The organism is Alteromonas sp. G5_S2_22_S1 (genome assembly GCF_054968525.1).
This window is the reverse complement of record NZ_JBQKUJ010000005.1, coordinates 63,207-87,940: the sequence shown is the minus strand read 5'-3', so window position 1 is coordinate 87,940 and position 24,734 is coordinate 63,207. Positions and strand designations below refer to the sequence as shown.

Here is a 24,734-nt window from a genome sequence, read left to right as displayed (position 1 = left end):
ATGAAACGAACTCAGCTTGCCGCCGCCGTTCTGTTGGCAACAGGAAGTGTTTCGGCATTCGCCGCGACCTATTCAGTGACGCCTCTTCCTTTACAGGATACCGCTAGAAACAATTTTGCTCGCTCAATTGATAACGCAGGCAAAATGCTGTCTGTGGTTCAACTTGAATACAATCCGCCGATTGACGTTGAGCAACTTGAAGAAGACACCACCTTCTTTGATGTCAGTGGCGATAGCTTAGAGAATGAAGAAGATGCACGACAAGGCGTGTTTTCAGATATTGATTACACGACTATCGTAAATTACCTGCTGCAAAATACCACTGCGACCACAGGTCAAAAGCTTGCTACCTTCAGAACTTATGTGACCGATACGCAAGATATCTCGCTAGTACCAGGCCTTGATGAAGTAACAGATAAGTTCGATGATTATACTCGGTCTGTCGAAGTCACAGGCAGAGATAGCTTAAATGGCAACTTTATTGTTGGTGATTCGACGGGGCTAGTAGTACTAGACCCGTATGAAAACGAAGATGGCGATACGATAAACTACACGTACCGCGAATCAGCAGAGCAAGGTTTTGTTCAAGCGTCAGGTGAAACAAAAGTTCTGCCAGCCATTGACACAACAGCAGGCGGTTTCTCTTCGGCACGTGCAATAAACGCTAATTTGCAGGTAGCTGGGTTTAGTACCGTAAGCTTTCGAGATGATGTCGATGACGCTATAGAGACCTGTACTGATGACGAACTGCGTGGAGACCAGTCTGAAGGCCGTTGTTTGTTTACCGTTTATAATGGCAATTTTGCGGTACCGCGTATTTCTAGCTACTACATCAACACGTCATCAAACTATTTACCTGGCTTTGTTTTACTCTCTGAAGTAAACGCAACTATTTGGCAAATAGACGTAAATGGCGATGTGGTAAGCACTGAAACTTACCCGCTGCTGTTCGAGCCAGATGAAGACGATGAACGTCACTATTTCACCTATGCCTATGACATTAATAATCAAGGTATCGCCGTTGGAGAAGGGCTAACGGGTGACAGAGTTACTATTACTCGCCCTAACGCTTCAGGCCTTAGCGAAAGCGAGCGTGTAGCAACCGTTTTCAGAGATGGCGAAACCATTGAGCTTCTTCCAAGAGAAGAAAATCTTCTCAGCCAAGCCATTGCCATTAATGATGAGAACTGGGTAACAGGGGCAGTACTGCGCTCGCAAAGTGATATCGCTCGTTCGCGCTTATTTGTATATAACTTAGATACCCAAGAGCAACACTACCCATCAGGCTTTTTCTCAAGCGCTGGTGTAACGGCCAACGCAATAAACAACAATAATATTGTTGTGGGTAAAGCCGATGTCGATGCGACAAGCGATACCCTGCGAGAGACGGCAGCGTTCATGTATAACATCGATACTGAAGAGTTTATCGACTTAAATGATTTAGTGTCATGTGATAACAGCTATGAGTTGTTAGAAGCTGTAGACATTAACGATGACAATGAAATTATTGCTAATGCACGTATTAAAGCTACAAGTAAGTATGTAACGGGTGCTGGCATTATCAACACTGACGGTGAAACCGTAGAAGTCGATACTGTCGTAGCGGTAAAATTATCACCTATCGCTAATGGCTCTATTGATGAGTGCGAAATTCCAGAAGATGAGCAACCGTTCGAGCGTAGCGGTGCTTCAACGGGCTGGTTAGCTTTCTTCGGCCTATTTGCAGCAACGTTTATGCGTAGACGTGTTAAAAAATAGTTGAATAGTGGCTTAAACTTTAATCCACCTTTAAAAGCCGCACCTACGCGGCTTTTTTTATGCCTAAAAAATACAAATTGCGACATATTTATGCATAAAAAATGTAACATAAATTTCATAGAAACTTCATCTATTTAAAGTTTGTCAAGGCCTTTAATTTTTTATTTTTCTTGAACCATTTAGTTAATTGCACTATCAAAGTAGTGTACGCAATCACTTTTCCGGCACTATCAAGTGAAATGATGTAGAGCGCTCGAGAAAATGATTTGTTGTACGTCCAACAAACGAAAGAGGCTAATCAATGAAAAGACAAAAAAGAGATAAACTGACACGTGCTCACGCAAAAGGCTATCAAGCTGGTATTAGCGGTCGTGCAAAGGAAAATTGTCCATTTCAGCAAAACGATGCACGTTCACAGTGGTTAGGTGGATGGCGCGAGGCAGTAGAAGATAGGCACTTAGGATTAAGTGTTAAATAACACTTCTCTTTTATCAACTGATTATGCAAAAGGAAAGCCCCTGAAAAGGGGCTTTTTCGTGTTTGATAGCGCTTTGAACTAACTAACGTTTTAACTAGAAGTTAGAGGTATCTTGGAAAAGACCAACTTTAAGATCTTTCGCTACATAAATCTCGCGACCATCAACTTCAACTGTACCGTCGGCCATTCCCATAAATAACTTGCGTTTGATTACGCGTTTCATGGTGATTTTGTATGTTACCTTCTTAGCTGTGGGTAGTATTTGACCGGTGAATTTTACTTCACCCACACCTAGTGCTCGGCCTTTACCCGGGCCGCCGCTCCAGCCTAAGAAAAAGCCCACTAATTGCCACATTGCATCTAAACCAAGGCATCCTGGCATGACCGGATCGCCTGGGAAGTGGCAATCAAAAAACCATAAGTCAGGCGTGATATCCAATTCAGCGATAATTTCGCCTTTGCCATGTTCGCCGCCGTCTTCAGTAATTGAAACGACGCGGTCCATCATAAGCATATTCGGTGCGGGAAGTTGGCTGTTACCCGGACCAAACATTTCGCCACGGCTACATGCTAGTAAATCTTCTCTGTTAAAACTATTTTTCTTCTCTGACATTCCCAACTCGTTGTTGTTTTTAAAGTGACGGTGTTAATTTAGCGAACACTTGTACGCTAAACAACTCTGAACAGTCATTTTTCTGAAGAAAAGCGCGTGCTAATATAGCTTAGTGACTTTAGCCCGTACAAATATCGCTCTACAAGCGCAATATTTAAACAGTCATTACCCTAAGCTCTACCATAACGTAACTTTGTGTGAAAACTATGACAGAACAAACAACAAAAAAGCCCCAAAAAAAAAGTCAGACAGATAGAGCAAAAGCCAATGCTGATAAACAGCGTCGTTTTAGAGAAAGACAAAAAGAAGCTGGTAAAAAGCTAGTTAGGGGCTATGTTAGCCCAGAAGCGAAAGCGTGTTACGATGAAATCCGTGAAAAAACAGGCTGGACTGACAGCGAGGCTATGTCTAATGCCATGCGCTTAATGTATGCCTCTTATAAGTGTGGGCAAATTAAGCTGTTAACCGAATGGCTTCGAAAAAATAACCGCTAGTGGTTTTGAGTCGTCTTGGACTTAAACCACGCTCGGCTGGGGCTATTTTGCATTGTATGACGATGTATGATGCGCTTCGCTTCTTTTATAACATCATCTCGCTCCCGGTAATCCCACAAGCGTTTGGCGGTCGCGCGGTTGTGTTGAGCTATGTCCACAATAGGGGCGATATAGTCACGGTCGAGGGCAAAGTCGAACATTTGCGCTTCAAGCGGTAACAGCGAATAAGGCGCATGTACCGCGTCACTGGGCAGTGAACCAAGCTCAGGTACCCACTTTTTGATGAACTCACCCTCTGGATCTAGCTTTTTAGACTGAGACGCAGGGTTGTATAGGCGAACCGTGTGAATACCGGTCACGCTTGCTTGCATTTGAATTTGAGGGTAGTGAATACCTGGTTCAAAGTCCAAAAACTGCGTAGCAAGATAGTGGGCAGCCTTGATCCAATGTACATTTAAATGATGGCATAAAAAGCTTGTTACCATGGCACGCATGCGAAAGTTGAGATACCCAGTTTGCCTAAGTGCACGCATGCAGGCATCAACCAAAGGATAGCCCGTTTGACCAATACTCCAGTGGTAAAAGCGACGTTCTGCTTCCGGCCCGTCTATGTAAGGGAAGTTTTCATATGCGCTGTTCATAGGGCGCCATTCAATACTATGTTCACTTTCAAATTTTTGAATAAAGTGGCAATGCCAGTGTAACCTTGATGTTAACGCGGACAGGGCACGGCTCCAGCGCTTTTTCTCGTGTATTGGCAACGCTCGTTTCTTATGTTTTTGGCGCTGTACACTTTGATACACTTGCTTAATCGAGATATTGCCCCAAGCAAGGTATGGGCTCAAACGAGAACAAGCACGCCTTGCGTACTCGGGCTTAGAAATGTGTTGGTGATAGTACTGACCGCGATCATTAAAAAAGTCCTTAAGTACTTGCCACGCTCGCCGTTCGCCACCGGGCTGCATTGCGCTAAAATCTATAAGGCCGTCTTCGGATAAAACGCCACAGTATTTTGACAGGTAATCCTTATTTATATATTTTTTTGCCGCATATAAAGCGGAAACCTCACTCAGTGTTAGCGACGCTTTTTGTATATCAACATGCACATTCCATTTAACCCAATTTGCACGCTTTAGGTCGTAATCATAGGTGCTTTCAGCAAAATACTCCTCCCAGTTAGCTTGCCACTGCGCTCGATGAGGCAATCCTCTTATTACCGCGCCACATTTTGCTTCCAAAAAGGGGATGCGCCTATTATTCAGATAGTTAGCGACCCGTAAGTCGCGGTTATACGTAACCTTTAAACCTATTTCCTGGTAACTTCTAACCGCGTTAATCGTGTAAAACCGTGAAATAAAGGCTAGGGCATCAACGGCCTCCATATGCAGCGTTAGTACGTTGACATGTTCTGGCAGTTGACCATTTATATCGTCGATACTTTGCTGAATAAAGTGCCAGTGACGCACGCTCATGTGCGGTTCTTCTATTAATGACGGTTCCCAGCAATAAAGTAAGAGAATACGTTCATTAGATGCGACAGCACGAAAAAGGGGTTCATGGTCTCGCAAGCGAAGATCTCGCTTTAACCATATTATTGTAATAGGCGGTTTAGTGTTGTCGCTCAACATACAGCTAGGTACTACAACCACGCCTTACGAAAGCGACCATCGGGGTCATATATTTCCGTTTGTTTTTGTAAATTGAATTGCCTGTGTCCACGAGGGTCGCTTCCAACGCCAGCAAGGTAAAGCCAGTTTCCCCAGTTACTTCCCACGTCATAGTCAATAAGCTGATGTTCAAACCACGCTGCACCATATCGCCAGTCTTGGCGTAATTCATGAACAAAACAACTTGCTACTAGCTGGCGGCCTCGATTTGACATGTAACCGGTTTTGGCAAGTTGGCGCATGCATGCATCTACAATGCGATAACCTGTTTCTCCTTTACACCAGCGAGAGAAGGTTTCCGGGTCGTGACAGGTGGTGGGCTTTCTACCTTGTATACCACTAAAACGAAACCACTTAGCACCATACTTGCACTGTAACCAATGGAAAAATTCTCGCCATAACAACTCAAAATATACCCAGTATGTTGAGTCGTTTTTCTCTATGGTTTGTTCAAAGCGCTGAACTTGTCTTATAACTTCGCGCGCTGACAGAGACCCATTCGCTAGCCACGCTGAAAGTTTAGTACTGTCTTTCCACGTATCTAAGGTGTTCCGAGTTTCTTTATACGTTGCCGCTGCCTTCCAATCGAATAGGTAGGTTTCTAAATGGTTAAGTGCGGCCGACTCCCCCCCAATAAATGATGAAGGCGAGGGCTTAGGTAAACTCAACTCGATGTCTAAAATATACTGCTTATCAATATTAGGCATAAACCCGTCTGGTAATTGGGCGATGCGCTCTAGAACAGGTAACGGTGTACAGTGCTTTTCTACTTTTCTACGGAACGGACTGAAAACATCAGGCATGCCTTCAATATCAAAAGGTAATACTTCGGCGTCAAATAGCCCAAACGTTGGCGTTTCAATAACCCTAAGCGTGTTGAAAAAGCGCTTTACTGTATTGAGTTGGGCAGTTTCATCAAAGCCACAATGCTGACTTACTCCTAAATGCGTGTACCCGCCGGCATTGAGCAACTGCACTATACATTCAGCAGTATTACCCTTGAGAATAAGGAGTTCATGACCTCGTTGATTAAGTTGCTGTTTTAAATCACTTAAGGTTTGTAATAAAAAAGTATGCCGGTGTTTTCCCATTGGTGAAAAACCGAAAGCGGCATCATCAAAGCATTTGTCATCTAAGATATAGGTGAATGTCACTTGAGAAACCGCTGTGCATAGTTCAGCAATAGCGGGCTGGTCATGAAGTCTTAAATCATGTCGAAACCAAAAAACACCTCTTTGAACATCACTCGAGCCTGCATCTTCAATCTGTTGATTTATCATACTATTTTAATGGTACTTTTTATTTATTTACCGGATCCTGAATCCGGTTTAAGGCGTAATAGTTAAAATACGATAAATATTAGAAATAAGTGCAATATTTGAGGAAAAAAAGTGACCGTTCCTGTAAGCATTATGTGGTTTAGACAAGACCTTCGCGTAAAAGACAACCCTGCATTGAATGCAGCGTGTGACATGGGAAAAATCGTTCCCATCTACATATTTGATGAAAGTGCGCCAGATGGCAGAATGCCTGGCGGTGCAAGCAAGTGGTGGCTTCACCATTCGTTAAAATCTTTAAACAAACGGCTGAACGGTCATCTACAAATTTTTAAAGGCGATCCACAAACTCTCATTCCAAAGCTCATGGAGTCCTTTAATGCATCGTCTATCTTTTGGAACCGGTGTTACGAGCCATGGCAAATTAACCGTGACAAAGCCATTAAAAAGTCACTTCTAGATAGTGACTACGAGGCGCATAGCTTTAACGGTAGTTTATTGTGGGAGCCAATGAAGGTACTCAAAAAAGATGGTACGCCTTATCGAGTTTTTACCCCTTACTACAAAAATGGCTGTCTACAGATTGAAGAGCCACGCTACCCGAAGGCACCTCCAGCACGTATTACCTATGCAGATGTTGACGATAACAGCGATGGCTTAGCCGCGTTAGCGTTGCTTCCGACCATAAAATGGGATGACACCATTGCCAAGGAGTGGACGCCTGGCGAAGATGGCGCGGCAGATAATCTGTCTGACTTTATTGAAAACTCAGCACGAAGGTATAAAGACGGCAGAGACATTCCTTCGGCGAAAGGAACTTCACGACTGTCACCGCATTTACATTTTGGCGAAGTGTCACCAAACCAAGTTTGGTACGCCATAAAAGATAGGTTCGGGACTAGCGAAGACAAAAGCATCGAGACTTATCTCAGTGAACTTGGTTGGCGAGAATTCAGCTATTACCTTCTGTTTCACTTTCCTACGCTACCGAATAAAAACTTCAACGATAAGTTTGACAAATTTCCATGGCGTACTGACGCAAAAGCGCTAAAAGCGTGGCAAACCGGTAATACAGGAATTCCTATTGTTGATGCGGGTATGCGTGAACTGTGGCAAACAGGCTACATGCACAACCGCGTTCGCATGATTGTGGGATCACTTTTAGTCAAAAATTTGTTATTGAGCTGGCATGAAGGTGAACGCTGGTTTTGGGATACCTTACTTGATGCCGACTTAGCCAGTAATAGCGCTTGTTGGCAATGGGTAGCAGGCTCAGGGGCAGATGCCGCACCGTACTTCAGAATTTTTAATCCCATCCTCCAAGGTGAAAAGTTTGATAAGAAAGGCGGCTATGTTCGTCAATATTGCCCCGAACTAAATGGACTGTCTGATAAATATATCCACAAACCCTGGGAAGCACCATCTGCTATATTGAAAGATGCGGGTGTTGAGCTTGGTAAGGATTACCCTAAGCCTATTGTTGATTTAAAGGCATCACGCCAGCGAGCACTAGACGCGTTTCAAACATTAAAAGAGTAGGGTATGGCAGAACTTATTTTAGTCCTAGGTGACCAGCTCACCGACTCATTACCAGTAATAGCGGGCGCCGTAAAAAGCAAAGACACCATTCTTATGGCAGAAGTGCGGGAAGAAGCTACCTATGTAAAGCATCATAAAAAGAAGATCGCTTTCCTGTTTAGTGCCATGCGTCATTTTGCTGAACATTTGCGCGACAATAACTATCAGGTTAACTACGTCCACTATACCAATGAAGGCAACCAGGGTGATTTACTCGCACAAGTAAGGCATACGTTAAGTCGGCAGCACTTTGATGAAGTTAAGGTAACTGTGCCTGGGGAATATCGGCTGCTTAAAAGCATGCAGCAGTGGCAAAATCAACTAGGTATACCCGTTACTATTTGCGAAGATAATCGCTTTTTCTCTACCCCCAATGAATTTAGTGAATGGGCCGATGGAAAAAAGCAGCTTCGCATGGAGTTCTTTTATCGGGAAATGAGGCGCAAGCACAATGTGTTGATGGATGGTAAAAACCCTATTGGGGGGAAATGGAACTATGACGCGCAAAATCGCGAGTCTATGCCTGAAACCCAAAAGGTGCCAAAACACACCACATTCGCTATTGACGATATTACTTCAGATGTTATCGAATTAGTAAAAAGTGAATTCAGCGAACATTTTGGCGATATTGATAATTTTCACTTTGCGGTCACGCGAAAAGATGCACTCAGCGTTTTGAACACCTTCATCGAAGAGAGGCTAGCAAATTTCGGTCAGTATCAAGACGCTATGGTCGAGGGAAAGCCTTGGCTTTATCATTCACATATCGCGTTCTACTTAAACTGTGGCCTTCTTACACCGAAAGAAGCCATTCAAGCCGCCGAACAAGCCTACCACGCAGGGCAAGTGCCGCTAAATTCTGCGGAAGGGTTTATCCGACAAATTCTGGGATGGCGCGAGTATGTTCGCGGTTTCTATTGGCACTTCATGCCTAACTTGAAGACCGATAATTACTTCGATAATAGTAGAGCGCTACCTTCTTTTTTCTGGGATGCGCAGACCAACATGAACTGTATGCGTCAGTGCATTAAAGAGACTCAGCAAAATGCCTATGCTCATCATATTCAACGGCTAATGGTAATAGGCAATTTCAGCTTGTTAACCGAACTGAGTCCTGAAGAGGTACAAGCTTGGTATTTGCTTGTGTACGCCGATGCTTATGAATGGGTTGAACTGCCTAATGTGGCGGGAATGATCTTGTACAGCGACGGTGGAAACTTAGCAAGTAAACCCTATGTCGCTAGCGGTAGCTATATCAATAAAATGAGTAACTACTGCAAAAACTGTGGCTATCAGGTTTCGAAGAAAACGGGACCAAAAGCTTGTCCCTTCAACTACCTATACTGGCATTTCATTGATAAACACAAAGAAAAGCTTAGTAACAATCACCGTATGGCAATGATTTATAAGACCTATGGGCGGATGAAAGAAGAAAATATAGAAACCATGAAACAGGACGCCACGATATTTCTATCAAAGCTAACTAAAAATGAAGAAGTCTGACTTACCTACCAAAATCTGCCCGGTCTGTGATAGGCCATTCACATGGCGCAAGAAGTGGGAAAGAGATTGGGAGAATGTGAAGTACTGCTCCAAACGTTGTGCTTCTGCGAAAAAGCCAAGGTGAATCAAAAATAGAGTAACGCACGTATCAAGAGAATCGAACAATAAGAGTAAAAGAATGGAAGCCCCAATTACCGTAGACAAATTAAGATTTCTCATTTACAGCTTTAAAGAGAAGTTGTGGTTGAAGCCGCTTGTATTTTGTGTGCTATCACTTATCGCTGTATTTATCGCAAAGGTTGCCGATGGCACGTCAGTTGCTGAACATATTCCTGAAATAAAGTCTGAAACTGTAGAGACATTACTGTCAATCATGGCGTCTAGCATGATGGTAATTGCCACATTCTCTGCAGGAACTATGGTTAACGCTTATGCTTCAGCCAGCCAATCTTCAACGCCGCGCTCGTTAAGCCTAATTATTTCCGATGACGTTTCACAAAATGCACTGTCTGTTTTCATTGGTGCATTCATTTATAGTGCTGTTGGCATTACTGCTATAAACCACGCTTTTTTCGAAAAAGCTGGGGTCTTTATCTTATTTTGTTTAACGTGCTTGGTCTTCGCTGTTGTTATTTTAACCTTTATACGTTGGGTAGACAGTGTGGCTCGATTGGGCCGTGTCGGCTCCACGTTAATAAAAGTTGAACACGCCACTGGGCGCGCCATAAGCAATAGAATTGGAGCGCCATGTTTAGGTGCAGTGCCGCAAGATGAGATAAAAGAGCAGGGGAGTCATGCTATTTACACGAATGAGATTGGCTATATTCAATTAATTGATATCGCAAAACTGCACAAGTGGGCCAAAACCAATGGTAACTTTGTAAATGTGGCCATGCTTCCGGGGGAATTTGTTACACCCGATAAGCCCATCGCGTTCGTAAAGTATAATGCAGATTTCGAAGACATTATCAGCGCTTTTAAAATAGGCGAAGCTCGCTCTTTCGAAGCTGACCCGCGCTTCGGCTTTATTGTTTTGGCAGAAATTGCATCTCGTGCTTTATCGCCATCGGTAAACGATCACGGTACGGCTATTAACGCCATTAGCAGTATTACGCGGCTTTTACTTATCTGGTATAAAAATGCCGAACAAGATAGTCGTCAAAACGAGCGTAAAAACATTAAGCCTAAAACTCAAGATAACGGCAAACCACATTATAAGTATGATGCCGTATCTGTCCCGGCATTAAATGTAGATGACTTGTTTGATGATGCTTACACCAGTATAGCGCGCGATGGCGCGGCTAACATTGAAGTAGCGATACGTATTCAAAAGTCACTTAATACGATAAAAGCCTGTTTCGATCGCGTAGATAACACGTTTGTTAAGGCCGCCAATAAATTAGCAATACAAAGCTACGAACGCAGTAAAATGGCGCTAAGCTACGAGGAAGATGTTAAGCGATTAGACAAGGTTTTTAAAAATTAGCAGTAACGCGCAATAAATAACTGGCTTATTTAATTTAATTGTAAGTTTACCAGCTTTTTATATAAACAAAGCCAGGCCATAATTGTGTTTAGTATGACGCCTGGCTTTTTCTTTTTAAGCGTGAACGTTCCTTAAGCCAATCTCAAAAACTCTTCATTTAAAGCACAGTATAAAGCGCGCCTGTCACATTCTCACTCAATCTCTATCTGAATTTCTAATCAGTCGCCGCCATGAGTAGAATTTCATACCGTGACGCTACGTGAATGAAATTAAATAATCAGGGTAATCATGCCGCACATTTTACGTAGCGTACGATTCAATTTCACGACCCAATTTATCATTCCTAAATCAAATCATCTGAGCGGTTTTAAATTAAAAGCACTAACGCAAGTGAGATTTTCACGCGCAAGCCCAAAACTCAACATAGGGCAAACACAACAGCCACGCATAAAAGTCTGTAAGTAATCACAGCCAACAAAACATCCGATTAGAGCGACATCATCGCCCTAATCATCCATACAGCCAATTACGCATAATGTATATTATGTTAAATGAGATATATAAATACTCTAATAAAAAGAAAATTAAAGTGTCGTTTCTATTCCAGCTTTGGAATGCCATTCTAGCCAGACTGGAATTCGATATAACTAACATAACTTTAAATTAGTTATCTTAAAGAGCGGAATCAGATTTACATTTCGAATCTTCATGATTATTTATAAACTTAGTAGTTATCTGAAAACACACATTTTATGAGATATATATCTTGATTTTATAGGACTACCTTTGAATAAAGGAGTCGAATCTAAATTAATCAGCCTTTGCCTTTCATAGTTCATTGGACACTAATAAAAGGATTAATCTAACGATTATTTATTGTTAGAAAGCTTTTCTTATTATAATTTTCTTTTACCAAGCAACTAGAAGGTTGGTAAAAGAAGTAAAGACATCGAAATAGCTTCAAAGGATTTTAGATCAAGTGTCATTTTACTAGTGGCTAGTAGTCCCATTCCACATCTAAAATGTTATTGTCCCTACCCGTTTACGACTATAATTATCGCGTTCGAACTATTTAAAAAAAGCATTATAACATGTTGATTATACAGGGTTTCACGCATGATAATTACACTTATCATGCGTGATATTTTTTAACGCAATATTCTACATTTGGTACATTAATATTCAGAATATTTCAGTAATGTATTAGCTTTACAACCCAAACTAGAAGACTTCGCTATAGCGATTTGGATGCATTTTCCTTCAGTTTGAAGACATTAAGGATTGAATTTCGCTCTGCGCTGCTTCTAGTTCCGATAAAAGAGAATCTCTTTGTCCAGTTTCCTCTCTAAGGAGCTTCGGTGACCATAAAAGGCAGTCGTGTAGTTCTTTTAGTAGTTCGACATCATCGGACTTATTCAATAACAGGCGATTTGATGCTTCTAATATCCTGTTAAAGTTTACCGTTCTCTTATCGCCTGCAAAGATTGCATTTATCACCGCTCTGACACCAACTCCAAACTCACCGGCACTTTTAGCGTCAATCCAAACTGTATCTACTATATTGACGTTTAGATCTTTAAAATCATGCCACTTTGGTCCAGTAACAAGTTTAATTAAACGTGAAGATTTGTCATAGCATTTAATTAATAGTTTAATTTTTTTGATAAAGTCTGGAGTAGACATCGCAACATCGAATGTTCTGAAGACATAGCGCTGGCTGAACTACCGTTTAGGTCCCTAAATTTTGATGAATATTTGTAAGCAACTGATTTTATTGTTGGATTCTTACTGACTTTATAAAAATACTCCGTCGAGTAGCGTTAATTCGTGAATAGAATTATATTTATTATCCAGCGCAACAAGACAACTCACTCACATCTTTATTAAAAGTCTGCGCACACAGTTTCAGACCTTCAACCATGGTTAGATAAGGAAAAAGCTGGTTTGCTAAATCTTCAATTGTCATTTGATTGTGTATAGCAAGGGCTGCACTTTGTATTAGCTCACCACCTTCGTGTGCTAAGATTTGCGCACCGATAAGCTTATTGGACTGTTTATCTGCCACTAACTTTATAAAACCGTCTGTCTCAAAGTTGGCTAAGGCTCTTGGCACATTTTCCATTTCTAATACGCGGCTAATAACGCTTATTCCCTGATTTTCAGCTTCACCTTCTGATAACCCAACGGTAGCAACTTGCGGATCGGTAAAAATAACGGCAGGCATGATTGATAAGTCTAGCTTCAAGTTATCACCAGTCATATTTGAACCGGCACGGCTGCCTGCAGCCGCCGCAACATACACATATTGAGGTATGGTTGAGCAATCACCTGCAGCGTAGATATGAGAAACATTTGTCTCAAGCTTTTCATTAACAAGGACAGCGCCAGATCCATCGGTCCTGACACCTACTACATCTAAATCAAGTCCTACAGTGTTTGCGTGACGACCTGTAGATATCAATAACTTCTCACAGAGCACTTGCTCATCTTCGGTCTGTATGAAAAAACCATTGTCATCATGAGTGATTCGAGTGACTTGGGTATTATTTATTATTTCAATGCCCTCTTTCTCAAAACACTGACTTAATCTATCACCCAACAGTGGATCCTCACTTTTCAACAAGGTACTGCGCGCTAAAATAGTAACTTGGCAACCTAATCGAGCATATGCCTGAGCAATTTCTACAGCGACAACCGATGAGCCAATTACTGCAAGGCTCTTAGGTAGCTCTTTTTCGAACAACGCTTCTGTTGAAGTCCAATATGGGGTGTTTTGTAGTCCTTCTATTTTAGGGAAAGTGGGTGTTGAGCCTGTTGCAATAAGAAATTTGTCTGCAAGTAGTGTTACTTCTGTACCGTCAGCATGGGTAATGTTCAGCGCATTTTTGCTACTAAACCGCGCATACCCCTTAATCAAGGTTAATGCCGGATTGTTTTTCAGTATATTTTGGTATTTTGTAGTTCTCAATTCTTCTACGCGACTGATTTGCTGATGCGATAAAAGCGTGCGGTCTATTTTAGGTTCGTGGTCTTCAATGCCTTCAAAAGGGTTGCTTCGTTGTTGATGCGCTAATTGAGCGGCGCGGATGAGAATTTTTGATGGAACGCAGCCGACATTAACACAACACCCGCCTATTACGTCGGCTCCTTCTATTATGGTGACCCTTGCACCATTTTCTGCCGCCTTAATGGCGCATGAGAATGCCGCAGACCCACTGCCAATAATAGCAACATGAAGTTGCTTCGCCTTGCTTGCACAACAATTAGAGCTGCTTTGTGCGTTCATAGATTAATCGCTACTTTTTACGTTAGACGGATAGCCTGCATTCTCGGTGGCTACCATTAACTCTTTTGTATTGGTTTTCGTATCGTCGAAGGTAACAATGGCTTCATTTGGTTCATATGTAGCCTCGACTGTTTTTACGCCTTTCACTTTTTTCAGTGCTAATTTGACCGTAACGGGACAAGTAACACAATTCATGCTAGGTACTTCTAGCGTGACTGTTTTTAACTCTGCCCACGCCGTGGTGCTTGAAAGTAAAGCCATCGTAAGTAATAGTTTTTTCATAATATTTTCCTGTTTTAAAATGTTTTAGGGATTGTGTAAGGTTCTTGAAATCAGATTAACCAAACTAGCCAATAGTTACTTGTGATCAAAACAAGTGCTATTAATGACGTTATCCAAAAGGCAATTTGACGACGACGCCTTGTTTGCGGAATTGCGCAGACACTTCCTGGTTGGCATTTTTCAATCGGCCGATGGATTTTATAACCTGCATAGCCAAGGAAGAGCATGACGGTCACTACAAAAACTGGACGGTACGGTTCAAAAGCGGTTAGGCTACTAATCCATGAGCCACTTATTCCAAGCAACAATAGGACTAACGGACCTACACAACAAATGCCTGCCCCGATCGCCGCGATAATACCTCCCACCATCGGCATTTTAGAGTCGTCGTTGATCATATTTAATCTCGATATTGGATAAGATAGCACCGAGTATAAAGTATGTACCTTCGTACAGAGTCAAGCTTGATTAGTTATTTCATTGTGATTTTTTAGCGGGATGCTCTAGATAGTTAAATACATTTACTTTGGTGACAGGGCATTAATAATGGGGCAATGGCTATCATCATCATTCGTCTGACACTTAGTGATGCTCTCCAATAGCGCATGCTCTAATCGTTTTAGGTCTTCCAGCTTAGATTGCACAGATGCAAGTCTCTGTTTTGCTAGCGCTTCTACCTTGCTACAGCACTCGCTATTTAAGGACAGCAGAGAATCTATTTCTTTAAGCGTAAATCCTAATTCTTGAGCGCGTTTTATGAATCGGATCCTATCAACCGTTTCCTTAGGATATACTCGATAACCCTCAGAGGGCTTTTGTGGCTGACTGATTAAGCCATTGCGCTCATAAAAGCGAATGGTTTCTTTATTCACACCGATTAGTTTTGCAATCTTTCCGATTGTCCCTGACATAAGCGAATCACCTCTACAATATAATTATAAGACACAAGTTGTTATATCAAGGGCTTAAACCGAGATATTGTCTATCTAAATGTCAAATGTAGCTATTGAACTTTTCTGTCTTTACCTGATGCCGCTCGGCGTTTTCGCTCCACTTGCACATAAACCGTGTCAGTGGTCGCACTACTTGAATGACCTAGATCCTCAGATAAATCTTTCAAAGGCCTGTCACGTTCAATCTCCATGCTGGCACCGGTGTGACGCAAGTAATGTGTCGTTGCTTCATTTAATTTCTGTGCGGCTTCTACTCCATGTTCAGACTTCATTTTATCGAAAGCTGCATCAAATACTTGCTGCACGAGCCTGGATATTTGACGGCTTGTTAAACCTCCACGACCTCGTATTTTTTCAACCAACACGGTTTGCTCGCCTTTTGATGGTAACGATGACAATCCACGCCATTCTCTATAGCGTTTTAAAAACGTAAGATAACCCGGTGGTACCGTGATATCTCTAATCTTTTTGCCTTTTCCATAGGCCTTAAACCACCAGTTGTTGTCCTCATCTGTCCAAAAATGACTCATCAATGGTGTCCAGTCTTGGCGCTCCGAGAGCTCTGAAAGCCTTAGGAATAGGGTTTTCATGGTAGCAATAACGAATAAATTGCGTTCCACAAGTGGATCGTTATCAGCCATCTCAACTGCGGTATCTAAGAGATATTGCCATTGCTGCTCCGTTAATCGACTGATCGTCTTCACCTGACTGTCTTTTATCAAATATTTACAATCACGTTTCGCCAATGGAATGGGATTGCCGAAACAAATTTCTTCATCGATGAGATGGCGGTAAAAAGAGCTTAATGCCACAAAAGTAGATTCGAGGGTCTGCAATGATGGTTGGTACTTTTTCGGATCGAGCACTCTATCCTTATCGTATTTGGGCGGCGTTTGCCTGAACGGCGTCCACTTAAGGTTTGAAGCAAAGTATCCGTTTTTGAGGCTAAATCGGTCATGGAGCTGCGTACTTATCCATTTAACCGGTGGCGCCACGCAAAAATCGATGTATCGTAAAATATCTGCTTTGCGCAAATCGTCCACTGGCTGTTTATCCACCATAAAGACCCACAGTAGAAACTTTTCGATGTCATTTCGAAAACGCACATACGTGTGCTGTGATTTGTTGCGACCTATATATAAAAGGTATTCTTTCGCCCAGTCCCAGTGCTGTCTCATCCATGTCGGTTGCTTTTCTAAGAATGAACTTAGCTGCGGATAGTCAGACAAACTGAGCTCTGCCAGCTCAGCATACGTGGGAAACAAAGGTGTGGGTTTAGTGATGGCCAAGTGAGTTTTTATTGTAGGTTAAGATGGCAACACTATAACTTACCCTTATACACTATGTCTAATACTAAACCGTATTAGACATAGGAGGATTTTAAAGATAGGATGTTCGACGGTGATAATAAACCTTTCCTCTCTGACGAACAAAGGTAAATTTAATTTGAAATGGCAAGGCGAATATTGTTTTGGTGAAACCTGGATTGCGTTTCGAGGTATGAGCGCAGAAAATAATTTGCATGCCCATGCCGCTCTGCAGTTGGTTGCAGGCGCAGGCATTACTGTTACCGATGACAACACATTTGAAAAACAAGGTAATGGGTGGTTAATTCCCTCAGGTGTTAAACATAGAATTACTACATCATCACCCATCGTCATTCTACTTATTGAACCAGATTCTTTTTTTGCCGACGCTCTGCAACCCTCTCAGCAAAAAGGTTTAATAGTACAAAGCCTCTCTCTGGAAATGTTAGACACGTTGTTAGCGGATATTCCTTTGCGTGACATGATGAATAAGCTGGAAACACTTTATCATCAAAATAACAGTGTCATTGACGCACGACTAATCTCGGCGATGACTTATCTCAACAGTATCGATAAGCGCCCGACTGTCGAGCTTATCGGGAAACATGTAGGTCTTTCAGTCTCTAGACTTCGCGCCTTATCGACACACTACCTTGGCGTCCCATTTTCAAAAATCATTGTATGGAAACAGGTAAACTTGGCATTTCAATCATTAGCAAAAGGCGCTTCCTTAGCGGATGCCGCTTATGATGCAGGCTTTGCCGATCAAGCTCATTTTACACGAATTCTGCGCGACACTATTGGCGTAACACCAGGACAAACCCAAAATATGGATAAACAATAGGCGCTTTTGCTTAATACAGGCGATTTGTTCAATACCCTTCGACTAAAACCTTGAATAATTCCGGTTCATAGACAGTTTGAAGGCAGCAAAATTATGAAACCACTTCTAAAACGTGAATATGAACGCTCAAAGAAATTGGCTCGGGAACTCGAAGCAACAGGAGATTTATCATCTGCCTTCATCGCGTTAGAGCGTGCGCATATTCTGGGTCAACGTTATCTTATTCCTCATATACACGCTCATCTTTTAATGTTGAAGATCGGACTAAAACAACGGGATGTCCGTGAAATTTTTGGACAACTGCTCAGGATCGTTGCAACAATCCCAGGCTATCTTTTGGGGTGGGTGCCAAAAGGTAATACCGGAGGTAGTAACGTATCGGCGCTCAAACCTATGCCCCTCCCTCCCGATCTCGCGCCGGTTTTAGCCGATTACAATGTATGGCGTGATGTGATGAAGCGAGCAATAATCTTTTGTGTGATCGCACTGTGCGTGATTGCTTCATTGTTTATTTTTGACGCTCGCCACCAGTCATCCGCTAGTGCATTATCGCAATACTGGACATCTCAGCGCTTTACACCCATATCGATTGGAGAAAGTACACACAGACTGAGTGTCACGCCCGTGGTTAATTTTTATGGGGAGCCGGGGTTTGCCACAGAGGCTGGTGTTTCATACTTAGTGCAAACGGATAAGCACACCGTGTTATTTGATCTGGGACACAACCGACAACAAGCACAAGAATCTCCACTTGAGCAAAACTTACAGCGCCTTGATGTAAACACTGATGAACTTGATACTGTTTTTATTAGTCATTTCCATCGTGATCATATTGGTGGGCGTACATGGGAAGAAAAAAGCAGTATAGGCTTTGGTTTTAACCAACCAGCACTGGTGAATACGTCTATTTTTGCCCCCATCCCACTGTCGATTGACAAAAAAGTATCACCCAAAACAAAAAACAATCATACTAAACAAAAAAGTATCATTCTTTTATCTTCATAGTTTTAGCGGAAGCATTAGACAAATAGCAGACGTTAAACGATGCTATTTTCAACTTCTGACTTTAGGCAAAGAAAACTAGCTTAAATTGCTATTACCGGCGTTTGAATTCATATTTACCACCGCCTTGGCTCAGAATGAAACCATTCGATTGAGATGATGAGGCACTCGGTTTGTTAAAGTTGATGACGATACCCGCAGGATCAAAACGAAATTCTGTTTCTGAATACGCTGTCAGCGGAAGAGCGCCTTGACCTTCTCCTTGACTCATTAATCTTCCATTTTCAACCCAAAAGCGAATCTTAATAGGCACTTTTGTGCTCGCATATTTACCTTCAAATGAGCTTAAAATCTTTTCGCTTAACGTTATAGGTTTTGCAGAAAAGTCAGGAATATCTATAGAAAGACCGTACATGTTTTTTAGAACTGCAATCAAAACATCGTTGAAGTTATAGTTCAATGCATTACTTAGCACAGTTACGTTTAGACCATCTTCTGTATTGTAGCCCGCTGCGGAAACAAATCCGTCAATGCCACCAAAATGCCCGTAAAACTTCTTCTCGCCAAACGGGGCCGCTGTCATACCTAGGCCATAACCATCTTCAAGCTTCATCATGGCACGCAAAGAATCGCTTGATATCAGTCTACCGTCAAACAACGCAGTAAAAAACTGATTGGTATCTTTCGCAGTAGAAACAATTGCTCCTGCTCCGTGAGGCACGCTCATATGCGTTTCTGGCTGCTTGATCCAGTGTCCGCTATGTCGATAAGACGAGGCTTCATTTTCTTCAATTTCAATGCTATTACCGTAATAAGTGCTGTTTAAATCTAATGGTTGAGTAATTTTCTCAATAATTATTTCGTTAAGCGGCTTGTCGTATAGCGATTCAATAATGAAGCCTAAGAGCGCATAATTAGAGTTAGAATACTTGTGTTTACTACCCGGGCTAAACTCAGGCCGATACCCTTGAATCCTTAAAAGAAGCTTTTCTTTTGTCTGCGGGGTCGTCATAAAACTCGTGTAGTCAGGGTCATTGGTATAGTTGAATATCCCTGAACGATGACTCAATAAATGCTTAATGTTGATGTGTTCTGCATTAGGAATGGCAGGGTAGAATTGGTTTAGCTTTGTATCCAAACTCAGCTTTCTATTTTCGATAAGCTGCATTACGAGTACCGCTGTGAATGTCTTTGTCACTGAGCCAATTCGAAAACGTGTTTGGGCAGAGATTGGACTATTATCTTCGACTGAAGCAAGACCAGCATAGTGCTCATAACGTGGAACACCATTCTCAGTCACATACACCGCAGTCATAATCTTATTATTGTCACTAAGGGCCTTTAAATAGGTATCTAGATCAGCTTGATGTTGGCTCAAACTTTGTGCAGCAGTAGGAAGAGTGAATAGTATAGCCGCGAACTTTGCCCAAAATACTATTAACCTAATCGTCGTCATCCTTTCCATTTCATTTCCCTTAATTTGTAAACTGAGTGAATTCGTTCGTCCTGTTTTATACTACTAGTCCTATTAGCAAAATGCGACCTGAAAACATAAAGCTGATGTGCTGCTACGTAGCCGCTTTTTTTCGGTGACAAAGATTTTCAACTTGAGCCTAGCAAAGGTCCGCTTTACGTACTTTTGAGTCGTTCAGTATGATACATTTTTGTACGTTAATTCGAGCCTAGTCATCAGATTCGATTCAAGAGTATGATTGATTTAGGCTTCAGCGGATTGGTCTTATGCCCGAAAGCAAAGGGTAATTCATTGCCAAAGAGTGATAGTTTTTTGTGAATCAACACCCACTTAGCTATCCTGGCAAGGATGTAACGACTATCGACAAGCCGACGATACTCATGGATTCACTGGCGTCAACCGGCCCCATTCCTCGACAGCTAGTCTTGGGCCGAGTTGACGAACAAGCCTTGGTGATCCATCTCGAAAACAAAGGACTCGTGGTAGTTGTCGGGTGTGGTCATCAAACACTGACTGCGCTGATAACCCATATTGAAACACATTTTGAGGCTCCTCTATATGCGTTAATCGGCGATGTACATTTTCCACTTGAAACAGGCCGGCTGCATATTGCTGGTATAGATATACAGCGTCGTTTGGCGTCAGGTAGCGGGCTTTTTTCTCCCATCAGTAAACAAGATGTACTTAATGATATTGCGTTAATGTCACAAAAATTCGACATAGTTGCGTTAGGTGCTCACGATACAAGCGACCAAGCATTGGTATTGGTTGAGGAACACTTTACCGGCGAATTCATACCCGTTCGCGCCGGTAAACCCATACATTTTGATGAGTTTGTTACAAGACTAGAGGAGGCACGCTAATGTCACCTATCAACGCCACTTATTTACAAGCCACTCCCCTACTTGATTTCGATACGCCCGCTATTCAGACGCTTATTGCCGAAAAGGAGTGGCAGTCACTGACTACCTCTGAGCGTATTGGTGCTATTTACCACTTTATACAAAACGATGTCGCATTTGGGTATAACAAACGTGATGATATAGCTGCTTCGGAGGTGCTTAAAGATGGTCTTGGTCAATGCAATACCAAGGCAACCTTACTGATGGCACTGTTAAGGGCAACCGGTATTGCATGTCGTTTGCATGGGTTTACCATCGATAAGCGATTGCAAAAAGGTGCTATCACGGGCTTACTGTATATACTCGCCCCACGGCTAATCATTCATAGCTGGGTAGAAGTACAACATGACAAAGAGTGGATCTCGTTGGAAGGCTTTATTCTCGATAACGGCTATTTAAACAGTGTTCAAAAGCGATTCCCAAAAGCTACGACGTTTTCAGGTTACGCCATCGCCACTAAAAACCTGCAATCACCTAACATTGCTTGGTGTGGAAAAAACACTTTCATTCAAAGTGAAGGGATTGTCGATGATTTTGGCATTTTTGATTCTCCCGATACGTTTTATCAAGCCCATGGTAATAATTTAAAGGGATTCAAATCCTTTTTATATGAAAATATTTTACGGCATAGTTTGAACCGGCGAATCGACTACATCCGTTCAAACAAGCTTTAGGAGAGCACAATGAATAACCAACAACGTAAGAGTAAAGTCTTTATTTCACATGCCATTTTTAACCGCATTTGGTTGCTGGTAATTGGCCTGATATTCATTATCAGCGCTATATCACATAGCTTTATTTGGGAACAATCGGTTGTACACAACTTGCTATTTCATCCTCTGATTATTCTCGTCGGATTAGGCCTTTTTGCGCTATATTGTCAGTCTCGAGAATGTTCTAAACTGTAATATAAACAGCGCAATTAATAAGAGGGCACTCGAACTCATATCGAATGCCCCAGCTCAGTACACAACAAGCTTTTTGTAAACCAATCGAAACAAAACAGGCAGCACTACCAGTGTTAGCAAGGTTGACGATATTATCCGCCGATGACCACTGTGGCCAAAGGCCGTTATACCTCTGCGCCAGTATCCACGTTGATCGGCATGGGCACGAACACAAGGCTTGCTGCCAATGCGGCCATCAATATCGGCCGTAACCGCGTTAGTGCGCTGTCAATAATTGAACGAACCAATTCCCCTGTTTCTTCCAGTATTTGTCTGATATGAACAATGAATAGGTGACATGACTCAATAGTTTAAGCACTCTAGCTTGGCTAGAGCGTAAATCTGAGAGACACATAAAATGATAATAAGCGATTTATCGATACAACGATAAGCCATAATAAAGCGATGCTGAACTTACTAAGAAAAGTCTCTTCGGTATTGGCGGCTGATCATGTTGCGTGTATTTGTTCCAGCTGCTAACCGTGTTTTAGTTTTACATACAAATTAACGGTTACCAAAGGTGCATAACACTAATCCCGCAACAATAATGCGGAATTAGTGCATTTCTGTCTAAAAGTATACACTAGAACCGATAATTTACGCCAATTTCAAACGAACGCTCAGGGCCAACATAAATACCTTGTCGCATGCCGGTGATGTAGCGTTTATCAGTTAGGTTTTTGATAGCGCCGAATACCTTCATATTTTTGTTAACGGTATAACTAGCGTTTACATCTAACAAGGTATAAGCAGGTAACAAGCCACCCCAAATGCCACCCGCGGCATCATCAGGTATGTCTACTGTGTTGCTTGCATCACCATATTGTTCGCCTCGATGATGCACGGTTAATGCCCCGCTTAACTTATCACTTTCATAACTCAAAGCAACATTGGCAATTACTTTTGGCGCATACGGAAGTCGGTTTCCACTATTTTCTCCTGTTTTAAATTCTGAAGTTGGGATAAACGTAGCGTTAGTATCAATATAAAAGCCACTACCAATATCATAGGCTAACAGCAATTCCATACCTAAATGTTCAGTTTCACCGCCGTTGGACTGAGACAAATTAGGGTCGCTATTACCCGTTACCACTTGATTGCTAAAGTCCATGATAAAAGCGGCTGCTTCATAAGTAATGTCGCCCTGCTTTCCTCTGAGGCCTAGCTCATAGTTAGTTGAACGCTCTCCATCTAAGTTTTGATCGCTCAGCCCGTCAAGTGCCACACCGTTTGAAGCGGGCGAGAAAGCGCGGTAAACACCACCATAAATTTGTGCCGAATCATTCAAGTCGTAAGTTGCGCCAACACCGGGTAGAATTTCGGTGTTGCTGGTTGTTGCTTCTGCATTATCGTTGGTTAGTATTATTCTTTTTTGCTCATAGGACTCTACTCTAAGGCCGGGTGTAAAAGCAAAAGCATTGCTTAATTGAATACGGCTTTGGGCATAGCCGGCATAGCTTTGCGCCGAATCAATACGGTGGCGATCGTTTGCTCCTGTGCGATCGGAGCTGCGCAGCGCTCGAATTCGGGTGTCGTTTGACTCCTCTTGCATGAAACGTAAGCCAAATTCACTGTTGGCTTCTACACCCATAAGGCTGTGTTCTAAAGTCAAGCGAGTTTCTATTCCAACGCGCTCAAACGAGCGATTATTTCCGGTTAAACTGTCGGTATATACCCAACTATTGGCCTCGTTTGAGGCCTCAGTATCAACACTATAACGCCAATAATCGCGGCTCACGTCACTCCAATAAACAAGGGTGTTTAGGGTTGCGTCGTTAGATAATGACCATTCGTGATTAATATCAAACGCTGTACGCTCGGTTAAGTAGTAATCGTCTGGTGCAGGGTTGTAGTCTTCACCCGCTTCATACTCAGCTAGTAATAATCCACGATAAGAGATATTTGCGTCATTTTCATAACGCGATAGTTTAATGCCTAACTTTTGACCATTGTCAAAAATAACACCAGCTTTTGCCATTACATCGGTCATATCATAGCCTTTATCCATAAAGCCATCGCTGCTAGCGCGGGTTGCTAAAACACCAGCAAATGCATCCTCGTCTTCGTTTTTGCCACCCGCTTCTACAGTAATTTCTTGCATATTAAAGGAACCAGCACGGCCAGTGAGGATGACACCATCATCGGGTGTTTTAGTTTTATAATTCACTACGCCGCCTATTGTGGATGGGCCATAGCGAAGTGAAGCTGAGCCTTTCAGTACTTCAATTTGACTTACACGCTGAATACGGGGATTAAAATAACGGGCGTTACCAATAAAAAGACCCGGTGCAACGGGCACGCCATCTTCTAAAAGTAGAGACTTAGATTCACTTGCTGAAAGGCCCCGAATACCAATGTTAGACACTATGGCAGTTTCTTCTTCACTTTTAATATTCACACCGGGAATACTTCGCAAAACATCTTGTGTCGACAAGGGTTGAATTTTATCAATTTGATCTTGATTGATAATAACAACGCTACCCGTTTGTTTTAAAAGAGCGGAGGTGCTGTCGCCTATTACGCGAATAACTTCTATAGCAGGCATTATTTTGTCACCCGCCTCGCCTACATCGGGTGTTTCTTGAGCTAGTGAACTGAAAGATAGTAGTGCGGTCGAAACTGACAAAGTTAAGCGCGTTAGCTTTGTTTGCATAAAAAGTATTCCTTGGTGGGTAGTGATAAGGTAAAAAAGAAGTTGCATTAATTAGCTAATGATAATACGAATACCTATCATTAGCAATATGGCGCACAACCAATGTCGCAATGACTGATAATTTATACTTTAGTAAATCACGTAATGAGTAATATTAGACACGTGAATTGTATGACGTTAAAACGGGAGTTCTAGATTGACGGTCGTATTCCGATTTACTTAAACATTGA

General features: G+C 42.2%; 23 protein-coding genes and 1 pseudogene. 12 read left to right on the top strand and 12 right to left on the bottom strand.

Annotated features, from left to right (window positions below; genetic code table 11):
- Together ACTRWF_RS07570 and rmf are read left to right on the top strand one after the other, a co-directional pair.
- A complete protein-coding gene (locus ACTRWF_RS07570; RefSeq protein WP_462835318.1) occupies positions 1–1,758 on the top strand; it encodes a DUF3466 family protein in 1,758 nt (585 codons plus the stop codon).
- Between the two features lie 301 nt (positions 1,759–2,059).
- The gene (gene rmf, locus ACTRWF_RS07565; RefSeq protein WP_015067275.1) at positions 2,060–2,236 is read left to right on the top strand and encodes a ribosome modulation factor; all 177 of its coding nucleotides are present in this window, start codon (positions 2,060–2,062) and stop codon (positions 2,234–2,236) included.
- A 94-nt stretch (positions 2,237–2,330) separates the two neighbouring features.
- Here the strand turns inward: rmf and fabA are convergent, their stop codons facing one another.
- Positions 2,331–2,849, bottom strand: coding sequence for a bifunctional 3-hydroxydecanoyl-ACP dehydratase/trans-2-decenoyl-ACP isomerase (fabA, locus tag ACTRWF_RS07560; RefSeq protein ID WP_014998413.1), 519 nt, complete (start codon positions 2,847–2,849; stop codon positions 2,331–2,333).
- A gap of 206 nt (positions 2,850–3,055) precedes the next feature.
- Here fabA and ACTRWF_RS07555 point away from each other — a divergent pair, with 206 nt between their 5' ends.
- Entirely contained in the window at positions 3,056–3,343 is a 288-nt protein-coding gene (locus ACTRWF_RS07555) for a hypothetical protein (RefSeq protein ID WP_024016335.1), read from the top strand.
- Here the strand turns inward: ACTRWF_RS07555 and ACTRWF_RS07550 are convergent.
- Both ACTRWF_RS07550 and ACTRWF_RS07545 read right to left on the bottom strand, forming a co-directional pair.
- Complete coding sequence (locus ACTRWF_RS07550; protein ID WP_462835317.1) at positions 3,340–4,971, bottom strand: FAD-binding domain-containing protein; 1,632 nt, start codon at positions 4,969–4,971, stop codon at positions 3,340–3,342. The two genes, ACTRWF_RS07555 and ACTRWF_RS07550, sit on opposite strands and share 4 nt — an antisense overlap.
- An 11-nt stretch (positions 4,972–4,982) precedes the next feature.
- Positions 4,983–6,290, bottom strand: a complete 1,308-nt coding sequence (locus ACTRWF_RS07545) for a DASH family cryptochrome (protein WP_462835316.1) — start codon at positions 6,288–6,290, stop codon at positions 4,983–4,985.
- A 111-nt stretch (positions 6,291–6,401) separates the two neighbouring features.
- Between ACTRWF_RS07545 and ACTRWF_RS07540 the strand changes: the two genes are divergently transcribed.
- From ACTRWF_RS07540 to ACTRWF_RS07525, 4 genes are read left to right on the top strand one after another with little or no spacing between them, the layout of a single operon-like run.
- Complete coding sequence (locus tag ACTRWF_RS07540; RefSeq protein WP_462835315.1) at positions 6,402–7,826, top strand: FAD-binding domain-containing protein; 1,425 nt, start codon at positions 6,402–6,404, stop codon at positions 7,824–7,826.
- Positions 7,827–7,829: 3 nt separating this feature from the next.
- Positions 7,830–9,368: a cryptochrome/photolyase family protein gene (locus tag ACTRWF_RS07535; protein ID WP_462835314.1), complete on the top strand. Its 1,539-nt coding sequence runs from the start codon at positions 7,830–7,832 to the stop codon at positions 9,366–9,368.
- Positions 9,355–9,492: a DUF2256 domain-containing protein gene (locus tag ACTRWF_RS07530; RefSeq protein WP_024016339.1), complete on the top strand. Its 138-nt coding sequence runs from the start codon at positions 9,355–9,357 to the stop codon at positions 9,490–9,492. The genes ACTRWF_RS07535 and ACTRWF_RS07530 overlap by 14 nt, the downstream gene beginning before the upstream one ends.
- A 54-nt stretch (positions 9,493–9,546) precedes the next feature.
- Positions 9,547–10,854 carry a DUF2254 family protein gene (locus tag ACTRWF_RS07525; protein WP_462835313.1) on the top strand — a complete coding sequence of 436 codons (1,308 nt, stop codon included), beginning with the start codon at positions 9,547–9,549 and terminating at the stop codon, positions 10,852–10,854.
- Between the two features lie 1,260 nt (positions 10,855–12,114).
- Here the strand turns inward: ACTRWF_RS07525 and ACTRWF_RS07520 are convergent.
- From ACTRWF_RS07520 to ACTRWF_RS07495, 6 genes are all read right to left on the bottom strand, one after another.
- The gene (locus ACTRWF_RS07520) at positions 12,115–12,537 is read right to left on the bottom strand and encodes a hypothetical protein (protein ID WP_462835312.1); all 423 of its coding nucleotides are present in this window, start codon (positions 12,535–12,537) and stop codon (positions 12,115–12,117) included.
- A gap of 163 nt (positions 12,538–12,700) precedes the next feature.
- Positions 12,701–14,140: a mercury(II) reductase gene (gene merA / locus ACTRWF_RS07515; RefSeq protein WP_462835311.1), complete on the bottom strand. Its 1,440-nt coding sequence runs from the start codon at positions 14,138–14,140 to the stop codon at positions 12,701–12,703.
- Positions 14,141–14,143: 3 nt separating this feature from the next.
- Complete coding sequence (gene merP / locus ACTRWF_RS07510) at positions 14,144–14,422, bottom strand: mercury resistance system periplasmic binding protein MerP (protein WP_044447517.1); 279 nt, start codon at positions 14,420–14,422, stop codon at positions 14,144–14,146.
- Positions 14,423–14,472: 50 nt separating this feature from the next.
- Positions 14,473–14,820: a mercuric transporter MerT family protein gene (locus ACTRWF_RS07505; protein ID WP_015067766.1), complete on the bottom strand. Its 348-nt coding sequence runs from the start codon at positions 14,818–14,820 to the stop codon at positions 14,473–14,475.
- Between the two features lie 123 nt (positions 14,821–14,943).
- Positions 14,944–15,333, bottom strand: coding sequence for an Hg(II)-responsive transcriptional regulator (merR, locus tag ACTRWF_RS07500; protein WP_218311138.1), 390 nt, complete (start codon positions 15,331–15,333; stop codon positions 14,944–14,946).
- A 92-nt stretch (positions 15,334–15,425) separates the two neighbouring features.
- On the bottom strand, positions 15,426–16,664 hold the full coding sequence (locus tag ACTRWF_RS07495) for a tyrosine-type recombinase/integrase (protein WP_044447510.1): 1,239 nt from the start codon (positions 16,662–16,664) through the stop codon (positions 15,426–15,428).
- Positions 16,665–16,821: 157 nt separating this feature from the next.
- Between ACTRWF_RS07495 and ACTRWF_RS07490 the strand changes: the two genes are divergently transcribed.
- Entirely contained in the window at positions 16,822–17,526 is a 705-nt protein-coding gene (locus ACTRWF_RS07490; protein ID WP_015067768.1) for a helix-turn-helix domain-containing protein, read from the top strand.
- 93 nt (positions 17,527–17,619) lie between these two features.
- On the top strand, positions 17,620–18,531 hold the full coding sequence (locus ACTRWF_RS07485) for a DUF3703 domain-containing protein (RefSeq protein ID WP_272965583.1): 912 nt from the start codon (positions 17,620–17,622) through the stop codon (positions 18,529–18,531).
- 91 nt (positions 18,532–18,622) lie between these two features.
- Here ACTRWF_RS07485 and ACTRWF_RS07480 read toward each other — a convergent pair whose 3' ends face one another.
- Positions 18,623–19,993: a serine hydrolase domain-containing protein gene (locus ACTRWF_RS07480; protein ID WP_020744069.1), complete on the bottom strand. Its 1,371-nt coding sequence runs from the start codon at positions 19,991–19,993 to the stop codon at positions 18,623–18,625.
- A 323-nt stretch (positions 19,994–20,316) separates the two neighbouring features.
- Between ACTRWF_RS07480 and ACTRWF_RS07475 the strand changes: the two genes are divergently transcribed.
- From ACTRWF_RS07475 to ACTRWF_RS07465, 3 genes are read left to right on the top strand one after another with little or no spacing between them, the layout of a single operon-like run.
- Entirely contained in the window at positions 20,317–20,865 is a 549-nt protein-coding gene (locus ACTRWF_RS07475; protein WP_272964235.1) for an MBL fold metallo-hydrolase, read from the top strand.
- Complete coding sequence (locus tag ACTRWF_RS07470; protein ID WP_012518527.1) at positions 20,865–21,578, top strand: transglutaminase-like domain-containing protein; 714 nt, start codon at positions 20,865–20,867, stop codon at positions 21,576–21,578. Before ACTRWF_RS07475 ends, ACTRWF_RS07470 begins: the two co-directional genes overlap by 1 nt.
- A 9-nt stretch (positions 21,579–21,587) precedes the next feature.
- Positions 21,588–21,812 carry a hypothetical protein gene (locus ACTRWF_RS07465; protein WP_012518526.1) on the top strand — a complete coding sequence of 75 codons (225 nt, stop codon included), beginning with the start codon at positions 21,588–21,590 and terminating at the stop codon, positions 21,810–21,812.
- Between the two features lie 54 nt (positions 21,813–21,866).
- On the opposite strand, the pseudogene ACTRWF_RS07460 reads toward ACTRWF_RS07465, so the two are convergent.
- Together ACTRWF_RS07460 and ACTRWF_RS07455 are read right to left on the bottom strand one after the other, a co-directional pair.
- A pseudogene (locus tag ACTRWF_RS07460) lies at positions 21,867–22,129 on the bottom strand (efflux RND transporter permease subunit); the annotation flags it as partial.
- A gap of 305 nt (positions 22,130–22,434) precedes the next feature.
- A complete protein-coding gene (locus ACTRWF_RS07455; protein ID WP_012518524.1) occupies positions 22,435–24,504 on the bottom strand; it encodes a TonB-dependent receptor family protein in 2,070 nt (689 codons plus the stop codon).
- Between the last annotated feature and the right edge of the window lie 230 nt (positions 24,505–24,734).

Excerpts from the sequence above, each read along its gene's own strand:
- ACTRWF_RS07505 (WP_015067766.1), bottom strand. The coding sequence starts at position 14,820 with ATGATCAACGACGACTCTAAAATGCCGATGGTGGGAGGTATTATCGCG.
- ACTRWF_RS07535 (WP_462835314.1), top strand. The coding sequence starts at position 7,830 with ATGGCAGAACTTATTTTAGTCCTAGGTGACCAGCTCACCGACTCATTA.
- merR (WP_218311138.1), bottom strand. The coding sequence starts at position 15,333 with ATGTCAGGGACAATCGGAAAGATTGCAAAACTAATCGGTGTGAATAAA.
- ACTRWF_RS07455 (WP_012518524.1), bottom strand. The coding sequence starts at position 24,504 with ATGCAAACAAAGCTAACGCGCTTAACTTTGTCAGTTTCGACCGCACTA.
- ACTRWF_RS07570 (WP_462835318.1), top strand. The coding sequence starts at position 1 with ATGAAACGAACTCAGCTTGCCGCCGCCGTTCTGTTGGCAACAGGAAGT.
- rmf (WP_015067275.1), top strand. The coding sequence starts at position 2,060 with ATGAAAAGACAAAAAAGAGATAAACTGACACGTGCTCACGCAAAAGGC.
- merP (WP_044447517.1), bottom strand. The coding sequence starts at position 14,422 with ATGAAAAAACTATTACTTACGATGGCTTTACTTTCAAGCACCACGGCG.
- ACTRWF_RS07555 (WP_024016335.1), top strand. The coding sequence starts at position 3,056 with ATGACAGAACAAACAACAAAAAAGCCCCAAAAAAAAAGTCAGACAGAT.
- ACTRWF_RS07550 (WP_462835317.1), bottom strand. The coding sequence starts at position 4,971 with ATGTTGAGCGACAACACTAAACCGCCTATTACAATAATATGGTTAAAG.
- ACTRWF_RS07480 (WP_020744069.1), bottom strand. The coding sequence starts at position 19,993 with ATGGAAAGGATGACGACGATTAGGTTAATAGTATTTTGGGCAAAGTTC.
- ACTRWF_RS07470 (WP_012518527.1), top strand. The coding sequence starts at position 20,865 with ATGTCACCTATCAACGCCACTTATTTACAAGCCACTCCCCTACTTGAT.
- ACTRWF_RS07545 (WP_462835316.1), bottom strand. The coding sequence starts at position 6,290 with ATGATAAATCAACAGATTGAAGATGCAGGCTCGAGTGATGTTCAAAGA.
- ACTRWF_RS07525 (WP_462835313.1), top strand. The coding sequence starts at position 9,547 with ATGGAAGCCCCAATTACCGTAGACAAATTAAGATTTCTCATTTACAGC.
- ACTRWF_RS07530 (WP_024016339.1), top strand. The coding sequence starts at position 9,355 with ATGAAGAAGTCTGACTTACCTACCAAAATCTGCCCGGTCTGTGATAGG.
- fabA (WP_014998413.1), bottom strand. The coding sequence starts at position 2,849 with ATGTCAGAGAAGAAAAATAGTTTTAACAGAGAAGATTTACTAGCATGT.
- merA (WP_462835311.1), bottom strand. The coding sequence starts at position 14,140 with ATGAACGCACAAAGCAGCTCTAATTGTTGTGCAAGCAAGGCGAAGCAA.
- ACTRWF_RS07465 (WP_012518526.1), top strand. The coding sequence starts at position 21,588 with ATGAATAACCAACAACGTAAGAGTAAAGTCTTTATTTCACATGCCATT.
- ACTRWF_RS07485 (WP_272965583.1), top strand. The coding sequence starts at position 17,620 with ATGAAACCACTTCTAAAACGTGAATATGAACGCTCAAAGAAATTGGCT.
- ACTRWF_RS07520 (WP_462835312.1), bottom strand. The coding sequence starts at position 12,537 with ATGTCTACTCCAGACTTTATCAAAAAAATTAAACTATTAATTAAATGC.